Consider the following 10,067-nt stretch of genomic DNA (forward strand, 5'->3'; position numbering starts at 1 on the left):
CCCCCCCCCCCCACCCCCGTTTGAGTTGGCTATTGGTGACTTAGCTTGCGCACCGGGTTTGCGTGGCGCGGTCAGTTCACCTTGGTGAGCACGAGCTTGTGCTGGCGCACCGGCTCGCGCGAACCCTCGCCATCTCGGCCAGTTTCCCGACCGCTCTCAAGCTCCGAGTCAAGGAATGACGTATCAAGCTCGGGCGAATCCACTCGCACCGTATCGCCATCCTTGACCTCGCCGCTCAGGAGCATCCGAGCCAGCTGGTCGCCGATCTCGCGCTGGATCAACCTGCGCAAAGGCCGAGCACCGTACGCCGGATCATAACCCTCGACAGTCAACACGCCCTTCGCCGAGTCCGTCACGTCAAGCGTGATACGGCGCGACTCCAGACGAGCCATCAGCTGGTCGATCTGCAGATCCACAATCTTGCCAATCTCTTCAACATCGAGCGGATCGAACACGATAATGTCGTCCAGCCTGTTCAAGAACTCCGGCTTGAAATGTGCGCGAACCGCGGTCAGAACGGCGTCGTGCTTGCTCTCCTGCGACAAGCCCTCGTCCATCAAAACCTGCGAGCCAATGTTCGACGTCAGGATCAAGATGGTGTTGCGGAAGTCCACCGTGCGGCCTTGGCCGTCGGTCAGGCGGCCGTCGTCGAGGACTTGGAGCAAAATGTCGAAGACTTCCGGGTGCGCCTTCTCAACTTCGTCGAGCAGGATCACGCCGTACGGGCGGCGGCGCACCGCCTCCGTGAGCTGGCCGCCTTCCTCGTATCCGACGTAGCCCGGAGGCGCGCCGATGAGGCGAGCCACCGAGTGCTTTTCCGCGTACTCCGACATGTCGATGCGGACCATGGCACGCTCGTCGTCGAAGAGGAAGTCCGCGAGGGACTTTGCGAGCTCCGTCTTTCCAACGCCCGTCGGGCCGAGGAACATGAACGAGCCGGTTGGGCGGTTCGGGTCAGCGACTCCGGCGCGCGAGCGGCGCACGGCGTCCGACACCGAAGCCACGGCCTCGCGCTGGCCAATCAGGCGCTCGCCGATGTGGTCTTCCATCGTGAGGAGCTTCTCGGTTTCGCCCTGCATGAGGCGGCCGACCGGGATACCCGTCCAGGAAGCCACAACCTCGGCAATGCCATCCGCGTCCACCTTCTCGGCGATCATGGGAGTGGCGTTGGTATCGCTGGCGTCCTCTTCGGCTTCGCCGGCGTCGATCTGAGCCTGAATGTCAGGGATATCGCCGTTTTGGATACGTCCCGCATCCTCGTAGCGACCCTCACGGATGGCCTTCTCGAGTTCCGTGCGCAGCTCGTCGAGGCGGACGCGCAGATCGCCGACCTTGTTGCGGCCGGCCTTCTCCGACTCCCAACGCGCATTCAGCGCGGCGAGTTCCTCGGACTTGTCTGCGAGTTCAGCCTCAAGGCGTTCGAGCCTGTCAGCTGCCGCGTCGTCGAGCTCGTCGGGATCCTCAAGGTACGCCTTTTCCATCTTCAGGCGATCCACCTGACGCTGCAGGACGTCGATCTCCTCGGGCGAGGAATCCAGCTCCATGCGCAGGCGGGATGCCGCCTCGTCCACAAGGTCAATCGCCTTGTCCGGGAGCTGGCGGCCCGAGATGTAACGGTCCGACAGGGTGGCAGCTGCCACGAGCGCGCCGTCCGAGATCGTCACCTTGTGGTGAGCCTCGTACTTCGGCGCGATGCCGCGCAGGATCGCCACGGTGTCCTCCACCGAGGGCTCGCCCACGAACACCTGCTGGAAGCGGCGCTCAAGAGCGGGATCCTTCTCGATGTTCTCGCGGTACTCGTCGAGCGTGGTTGCGCCCACGAGGCGCAGCTCGCCGCGGGCCAGCATCGGCTTGAGCATGTTGCCGGCGTCCAGCGAGGAATCTCCTCCGGCGCCCGCACCGACGACCGTGTGGAGCTCGTCGATAAAGGTCACCACTTCGCCCTCCGACTCCTTGATCTCTTGGAGCACGGCCTTGAAGCGTTCCTCAAACTCGCCGCGGTACTTCGCACCTGCGAGCATGCCGGCGATATCAAGCGAGATCAGGCGCTTGCCCTGAAGGGAGGCGGGCACATCGCCGTCGACGATGCGCTGGGCCAGCCCCTCGACCACGGCGGTCTTACCCACGCCGGGCTCGCCGATAAGAACGGGGTTGTTCTTCGTGCGGCGCGACAGGACCTGGACGACCCGGCGGATCTCGGAATCGCGGCCGATCACCGGGTCGAGCTTGCCTTCGCGAGCCATGTCGGTGAGGTCGGTGCCGTACTTGTCGAGGGCTTGGAACGTGCCCTCCGGATCCGGGTTGTCGACCTTGCGATTGCCCCGCACGTTTGGCAGGGCTGCCATGAGCTGGTCATGGCCTGCACCCGTGGCGCGCAGGATCTCGCCCGCCGAATGCTGCGAGCTCGAGAGCGCGAGTAGCAGGTGCTCGGTTGAGATGTAGGAATCTCCGAGGGCCGTTGCCTCCTTGCCTGCGTCCGACAGGACGAGGTTCGTGGGGCGCGATGCCTGCGGGTTGCCCGCGGAATTGCCCTGCACTGCGGGCAGGGTTGCCAGTTGCGCGCTCACTCGCTGAGCGATTACGCCTTGATCGGCGCCGACCGCTTCAAGAAGCGCGTTTGCGACTCCATCCTTCTGGTTGAGGAGGGAGCTCAGAATATGGGTGGGCTCAAGCTGCGGGTTTCCTGCCTGGGTGGCGGCGGAAAGGGCGTCAGCAATGGCCTCCTGCGACTTGGTCGTCAGCTTATCCATCTATACCTCCGAAAAGTTCTGGCTCGTGAGAGCCGTAAAATCTATCCACTGAAGACAACGTCAACTAAGTTGAGTCTATTCCACTCAACCTCATGGCGTGGAGTGGTGTGCGCTACAGGCGAATGCCGGGGCTTGAATGGATGGGGCTCCGTGTTGGGACTTCTCGGTCACCCGGGCTGGCGGAGATTCTCGGGGCGCTGACAGCCCGATCTTCGCTATATGCCGACATCGGGCCCACAGCACCCCGCAAATCGACGCCTCAGACCGAGACACCACCGAATTGCGCGGAATGACAACGCGGCAAACCAGAAACCCGGACGGGGCAGCTACATACCCGACCAACCGTCAGGTCGAGATCGCAGTGCACCGGCCAACGAACGGGATCGTGCCGCTACACGCCAAACTAGGAGCGATCGCCACACACCGGACAATCGACAGGGCGCGAACCCTGCTCGCGAACAGAACTTTTATCCACAGCTCCCGAGACGCGGCGATTGTCCACAATTTCAAGTTGGCTGACGTCGCGCGATCTTCGGTTCCAAAAGAATAGTCACATGAGCCCATTTCACGAATCGTTCTTTCACAGAGCGCATTCGCCTGCCCCGATGCGTCCGGAGGATTTCGCGATAGCGGACTCCTTCCGCACGCACGTAGGAATCGACCCCCGGGCAACGCACGAAGAGCTGGCTGTGGCGGCAGGAATTGTTAGCCGCAAGGAGCTGGCTCGAATGGGTTTCGTGACCGACAGACAAATCCGCGCGGGAATCCAGACCAGGCAGTTCACCCGGATCGCCCACGGCAGATACGCCCTGCCACACGCCCATGCCAATGCGCGAACGGCCGCACGCCACAACGCAAGAGTCACCTGCCTGAGCGCGTGCGAGATGTACGGCCTATGGGTTCCGAAGCAATCAGAGCTCCATGTGGCGATTAGGCGGTCGAGCCCCCTACCGGCTGGTTCGAGCCTCATCTTTCACCGAACAGGCCAGATTCCGGCGGCGCCAATTGTGGATGTCTACTCCGCTCTCGCGCAGGTATGCTCGTGCGCCGACCCAGAGACTGCACTCATCATCCTCGAATCGGCGATGAATCAGCAGCTCGTCACCCTTGACGACCTCCCACAGCTCACCGCGAATGCGCCGCTCAAGGCAAAGAGGATTCTTCACCGGGCCATCGCCACCTCCCAATCGGGCTCTGAGACGAGAGTGCGGAACTTCTTCCATTCGCGTCGCGTCCCGGTGCGCTCTCAAGTTCAGATTCCGTCCGTCGGCTTCGTCGACCTGTTGGTTGGCAGTTCCCTCATCGCGGAATGCGACAGTCTCGCCTACCACTCCCGCCCGGCGGACTATCATCGCGACCGCGTCCGCGATGCCCACACCCGCCTGCTCGGCTACACGGTAATTCGCCTGAGCTATGACCAAATCTGGCACGACTGGGACAACACGAAACACCTCCTTCAACGCGTCATTCGCACGCGCCAGCACCTGCGCCCGCCCACCCCAATTTGACCGGGCGGGTAATCTGGAGCCATGCCAGAAGGACACTCCATTCATCGCCTTGCCCTCGTTCTCACCGAACTCTTTTCCGGTGAGGTCGTGCGCGCATCGTCCCCGCAGGGTCGGTTCGCGGCCGGCGCCGAACTCCTCGACGGGAGCCGGATTCTGCCCGTCCAGGCGTGGGGAAAGCATCTTTTCATCCCATTCGCGGATGCCGACAATCCCGACCCCACCGCTGACATCTCCCGATCCAACGTGGCCGATCATCTCGAGATTCGCTGGATCCACGTCCACCTCGGCCTCTATGGCCGCTGGGTCTTCAACGGCGACGACTCTTTCCTCAAGTCCAAACTCCTCGGGGTCCCCCACATCATCATTGGCGAGGGCGATGAGGTTCGTTCCGCGGTGACCGATCCCGCCGACGACGTTCAGTTCGGCACGCGCACCGACCTCGGTGGCATCGTTGAAGCGGGCCCGAGCGCTTCAGCTTGGCGCCCGCCCGCGCCACGCGGCGCGGTTCGCCTGCGCATTCTCACCGAGAACGGCGTGGCTGATCTGTCCGGTCCCAACCAGTGCGAGGTCAAAACCGGAGCGGAGGTCGCGGCCGTTCTCGCGCGACTCGGCCCCGACCCCTTGCGAAACGCCCCCGGCGATCGCGCACTCTTCATTGACCTCGTCAGGCGCAGGCGCGCCCCGATCGGCGGGCTCGTCATGGATCAGTCCGTCGCGGCAGGGCCGGGCAATATCTACCGCGCCGAGACGCTCTTTCGCGTGGGAATCCATCCCGATCGTCCCGGCGCCAAAGTCTCCCGTCAGCGCATTGGTCTCATGTGGGACGACCTCGTAGACATCATGACCGACGGCCTCGAAACCGGCACAATCCAAACGATCCAGCCCGATCTTGCTCCCGCCAAACCAATCGAGGGTGATCTCGAGGCCTCCCGCTGGGCGGTTTACCATCGCACCGGCCGACCCTGCCTGCGTTGCGGTTCCACGATCCGCGAGAAACTGATGCAGGGGCGCCGACTCTTTTGGTGCCCGGGCTGCCAGCGCTAACGCCACACCCGCACACACGGCACGACCCCCGCACACACGGCACGACCACCCGCACACAGCACGACCGCCCACGCAGCATGCCGACCACCCCCGCCCACAACGACCCGCCCACAACGACCCGCACACCGGCCGCCTCCGAACAGCGCGAACCAACTACCGATGCGGCCTGAATCACTGTAAAATTCAGGAGAACGGCACGGCCACCCGACCGCGGGGCCAGCGCATCCGCGAGGGCAGGCTAGAAGTGCCGGTTGTCGAGAGAAAGGGGTCTTACATGTCATTTTTTGATAAGGCTAAGAGCGCAGCAAAGAGCGCACTGAACAACGACAAGGTCGAGCAAGTTACCGACAAGGTCCTTGATAAGGCAGAGCAGGTGGCCAACGACAAGCTTGGCCCCGACAAGGCTGAAAAGGTCCGCAATGTTCGCGACAAGATCGACGAGCAGGTCGGCGACGAGAAGCGGTCCGACGGCCCGACGACGAAGGGTCCGGATCCGGATAGCCCGATTCAGGGCGACTTTGATCAGAAGTAAGTCCCTCTTTCTGAATCTTTAGCCCGTGGGGTGCGGTTGCAGTATGCAGCCGCACCCCACGCTTTTGCGCTAACAATCGCACACCTGCGCGAACCTCGGAATCTCGGCGCTGTTTCGCTTCGTCTCTCAGCGAGTTTTCAGCTGTTTCCCCCTCCGCAATCAGTGACCGCCGTTACGCTGGCACCAGATCGCATCGCGACCAATGGAACTAAGGGAAGGAACCTCATGAGCGAAACATATGATTCGAGCGAGACTTACGACGCCGATAAGGAACAGGACCTGCGCGAGCAGGCCATTTCGCCCGATCGGGCCGAATCCGCTGACAAGGAAGTGGAGGCGGACGACGAGACGATCGTCGAGCTGGAAGGCGTCTCGAACCGTCACACGGCGGAGCGTATGACCACCGCGCGTGACGTCATTGATCAGGAACTCGGCACGAAGGGATACCCCGCCCGCCAGCCGTGATCGCAGGGCAGTCGCGATAGTGGCTCGCTGCCCACAGAACGAAGCATGCCGTAGAACCTCTCGACGTGAAGGAGTGACTCAGATGACCGAACTCAACCCAGACGACATGCGTCCAGACGACATGATTGACCAGCACAACGAGACCCCCGAGGAGACGTTCGAGGATCTGCTTAACGATTCAAACGTCGATATTGACGGGGAAGTTACGAAGGAAGAAGCTCTCGACGTCCCGCCGGCTCAGCGCCGTGTTGGAGGTCCGACCAACCCGGACTCGGGCGCTCAGGACCCGTTCAAGCGCTAAATCCACGACTCGAATTCGAAGGGCGGCCCAACCGGACCGCCCTTCCGCTATGTCGGTTTCCAGCGTGAGGTGCGTCAAAGTTTTCGGACAATTCCCACGCACATCGCGGTCGGCTCGCTACGGTTGACCACTGATGCGGCAGAGTGCCGCAGGGAATGGATTGTCATGCTGAAGCGCGTCATCGTGATCGCACTTGCTTACCTCGGGGTCGTCGTCGGCGCCGGATTCTCATCAGGGCAGGAGGTGCTTCAGTACTTCGTCGCACACGGCAGCACGGGCATTATCGCCGTCGCCATCACCGCCGGCTTCATGGCCATAATCGGCGTGGCGGCCCTACAGCTAGGCTCGTACTCAGGCGCAAAAGACCACTCCACCGTGTTCAACCAGATCGCACACCCCGTGATCGCCCGCGCCCTCGACGTCTTCATCGTCTTCACCCTATTTTCCATCGGGTTCGTCATGATCGCCGGCGCCGGCTCGAACCTCAACCAGCAATTCGGCCTGCCGGTGTGGGTTGGGTCCGCGCTCATGGTCGTGCTCGTCATAGTCACTGGCCTCCTCGACGTCGACAAGGTCACCAAAATCATCGGCGGCCTGACCCCGTTCATGATTCTCATGATCCTCTCCGGCGCCATCTACACCTTCCTCAACCCCGATGGCACCGTAGACGAAATGCAGCTCTACTCCAACACACTAGAGCCCGCGCTTTCGAGCCTCTCGCTGTCCACCGTCAACTACATCGCGCTCGCATTCGCCACCGGCGCCTCGATGATGATCGTCATGGGCGGCGACATGTTCAATCCGAAGGAGGCGGGCGTCGGCGGACTCGTGGGTGGCCTGATGTTCGGCACGCTGCTTGTCATCGCCACAATGGCGCTCTTCCTCAAGCTCCCCTCCGTCGCCGACTCCCCCATGCCCACGCTCGCACTCGTCGACTCCATGCACCCCACGCTCGGGCTATTAGCCGCGATAGTCATTTACGGGATGATCTATAACACCGCGGTTGGCATGTACTACGCGCTCTCGAAGCGCGCGGCGGGCGTACGCAAGTCCTATTTCAAGCCCGCCCTGTTCGGCACGGTTTTGATCGGTTTCGCACTGTCGTTCGTCGGGTTCGAGTCCCTGGTGGGCAACCTGTTCCCGATCATCGGCTACGTGGGCATCGCCCTCACCGCGCTCATCATCATCGGCTGGTTCTCTTCGCGCGAGAAGATTTCCGAGGAAGCAAGCCGCCGCGAGCGCATTCGCCAGCTATTCCGACGCCGTTGGCAAAAGGAAGTTCCGTACACCCCGGAGCACCACGAAGAGCTGACCGAGGAGATCAAGTCATCGACGCTCAATAATCGCGAGGTGGTTGGGTCTCTTCGCGACGAGGTCGTGGCGGAGATTGAAGCCGACCCCGATGCTGACCTGGACCCGGTCCTGACCGCGCATTACGGGTACAGTGACGGCGAATTCGAGAATGATGAGTTCGACTTCCGCCACCCGACATCGCTCGGAAACGGTGACCCACAGCCATTTGAGCCGGGCACGGATCTCTTTGACGAGGCCGATGAGGAGGCTGGATCGGCAGACTTCGAGGGCGACAACGAGGCTGGATCGGCAGACTTCGAGGGCGATAACGAGGCGGACGAGACTGCCGTCGAAGGTGAGAATTCCGAGCCTTCCGAAAAGTCCCAGCAAGTTTAGTGACCAGAGTGCCGAAACGATCGAAAAATCGCCTTTCCGGGCCGCATTCTCACTAAACTTGTCGCGCCACTAAACTTGTCGCGCCACTAATCTTGTCGCACTCACTAATCTTGTCGCGCTGGTGACGGTCCTTGTTCGAGTGCGCTCACGTCCAAGGGCCACGGTTCGCGCGGTATGGCTTCCGGCGAGATGTCGGCGGGCTGTGCATCCGCTGGTAGACCCAGCGATTCCAGGAGCAGCGCGCGCACGTCCTCCGCGCCCCACCCAAACTCGGCCAGATCCGCGATGGTGACGGCACCGTCGCGCTTGGCAAGCCTCGCACCCTCGAGGTTCACCACGAGCGGCACGTGTATGTACTCGGGCGTCTCGAATCCAAGCAGCCGCTGCAGGTACACCTGGCGCGGCGCGGATGAGAGCAGATCGTCGGCTCGCACAATTTGAGTGATGGCGTAATCCCCATCGTCGACGACGGCCACAAAGTTATAGGCGAACGCGCCGTCCCCGCGACGAATCACGAAATCATCGACGGCGCCCGTGTACTCCCCCGCGATCCGATCTTGGACGGTCAGCTCGAGCACGTCCGTCTTCAACCGGTAGGCAGGACCGCGGTTCATCCCCTCCAGTTTGGCTCGACCAGCCTCGCGCTCCGCTTCGCTAAGGTTCCGGCACGTGCCCGGATAGGACCCCGGTGGCCGGTGCGGAGCCGACGCCACATCGGCCAGTTCGCGCCGGGTGCAGTAGCACTCGAAGAGCAAGTCGCGCTCACGCAGGCTCTCGAAGACCTCCGTATACCGGTCGAGTCTGCTGGATTGATAGAGCACGTCTCCGTCCCAGTCGATCCCCAGCGCACTCATGTCATCGAGCTGACGCGAGTAGAACTCAGCCCTAGATCGCTCGTCAAGGTCTTCCATCCGCATGTGGAATCCGAGCCCCTCGCGCCGAGCAAACGCCCACGCCAGTAAGGCCGTCCGGAGGTTTCCAATGTGAAGGTCGCCGGTTGGCGACGGTGCGTATCTGCCACTCATTCCGCGATTCTTTCACACTGCGTCTTTCACACTGCGCGAAAGTCGGTTCCCTGCCACTCACAGTTCCCGACCATGGAAGAGACCCCGAAGAGCAGTGACCAACCACCCGAGCAGTGACCACCCACTTGGCATGACCCCGTGCATCCGCCCGCGACCCACCTAAACCTCGTGGGGCCGACTGAAACCTCGTGGGACCGACCGAAACCTCGTGGGACCGACCGAAACTTCACGAGACTGCCGCAACGCCGCCAACCACCACCGACTAGCACCCCTATGAAAACCACCGAACCCGCCGCCAACCACCACAGCGGCTAGCGCGCAACCAGTGCAAATAATGGAATGGTTCCAAAAACTACGATATAGTTGAAATATAAATATCTAAGACCGTGAGAACGGCCATCACCAATGAAGGAGAAAATCATGGCAGAACACGCCGATATGCCCCCTGCATCCATCCAGCCCACCGGCGCCACGATGTACAACGGCGCGCCAGCCATTTCAGACCGCCACTCGCTTTCCATCGGCACGGACGGCCCGCTGCTCCTGCACGATGTCCACCTCATTGACCGCCTCGCCCACTTCAACCGCGAGTCCGTCCCGGAGCGTCGCCCGCACGCCAAGGGCGCCGGAGCGTTCGGTGAATTCGAAGTCACGGGTGACGTCTCGCAGTGGACGAAGGCCGACTTCCTCCAGCCGGGCAAGAAGACCCGCACGCTGACCCGCTTCTCCACCGTTGCCGGTGAGATGGGCTCG

The 10,067-nt window shown here is 62.2% G+C and carries 9 protein-coding genes; 7 read left to right on the forward strand and 2 right to left on the reverse strand.

Annotated elements, in window-relative coordinates; genetic code table 11:
- Positions 1 to 71: 71 nt before the first annotated feature.
- Positions 72 to 2,750, reverse strand: coding sequence for an ATP-dependent chaperone ClpB (gene clpB, locus ACHFFR_RS03155; protein WP_394262824.1), 2,679 nt, complete (start codon positions 2,748 to 2,750; stop codon positions 72 to 74).
- A 1,007-nt stretch (positions 2,751 to 3,757) separates the two neighbouring features.
- On the opposite strand from clpB, the gene ACHFFR_RS03160 reads away from it, so the two are divergent.
- The 6 genes from ACHFFR_RS03160 (at position 3,758) to ACHFFR_RS03185 (ending at position 8,289) form a co-directional block, all read left to right on the forward strand.
- Positions 3,758 to 4,258: an endonuclease domain-containing protein gene (locus ACHFFR_RS03160; RefSeq protein WP_394262825.1), complete on the forward strand. Its 501-nt coding sequence runs from the start codon at positions 3,758 to 3,760 to the stop codon at positions 4,256 to 4,258.
- A gap of 21 nt (positions 4,259 to 4,279) precedes the next feature.
- Positions 4,280 to 5,302, forward strand: a complete 1,023-nt coding sequence (locus tag ACHFFR_RS03165) for an Fpg/Nei family DNA glycosylase (protein WP_394262826.1) — start codon at positions 4,280 to 4,282, stop codon at positions 5,300 to 5,302.
- A 274-nt stretch (positions 5,303 to 5,576) separates the two neighbouring features.
- Complete coding sequence (locus tag ACHFFR_RS03170) at positions 5,577 to 5,834, forward strand: Rv0909 family putative TA system antitoxin (protein ID WP_394262827.1); 258 nt, start codon at positions 5,577 to 5,579, stop codon at positions 5,832 to 5,834.
- A gap of 225 nt (positions 5,835 to 6,059) precedes the next feature.
- Positions 6,060 to 6,299: a hypothetical protein gene (locus tag ACHFFR_RS03175; RefSeq protein WP_394262828.1), complete on the forward strand. Its 240-nt coding sequence runs from the start codon at positions 6,060 to 6,062 to the stop codon at positions 6,297 to 6,299.
- A 73-nt stretch (positions 6,300 to 6,372) separates the two neighbouring features.
- Entirely contained in the window at positions 6,373 to 6,600 is a 228-nt protein-coding gene (locus ACHFFR_RS03180; protein ID WP_394262829.1) for a hypothetical protein, read from the forward strand.
- A 165-nt stretch (positions 6,601 to 6,765) separates the two neighbouring features.
- Entirely contained in the window at positions 6,766 to 8,289 is a 1,524-nt protein-coding gene (locus ACHFFR_RS03185) for a hypothetical protein (protein ID WP_394262830.1), read from the forward strand.
- A gap of 104 nt (positions 8,290 to 8,393) precedes the next feature.
- Here the strand turns inward: ACHFFR_RS03185 and gluQRS are convergent, their stop codons facing one another.
- Entirely contained in the window at positions 8,394 to 9,314 is a 921-nt protein-coding gene (gene gluQRS / locus ACHFFR_RS03190; protein ID WP_394262831.1) for a tRNA glutamyl-Q(34) synthetase GluQRS, read from the reverse strand.
- A 420-nt stretch (positions 9,315 to 9,734) separates the two neighbouring features.
- Here gluQRS and ACHFFR_RS03195 point away from each other — a divergent pair.
- On the forward strand, positions 9,735 to 10,067 hold a 333-nt coding region (locus ACHFFR_RS03195), incomplete at its 3' end, for a catalase (RefSeq protein WP_394262832.1).

This window comes from Trueperella sp., assembly GCF_043424875.1.
GTDB lineage: Bacteria > Actinomycetota > Actinomycetes > Actinomycetales > Actinomycetaceae > Trueperella.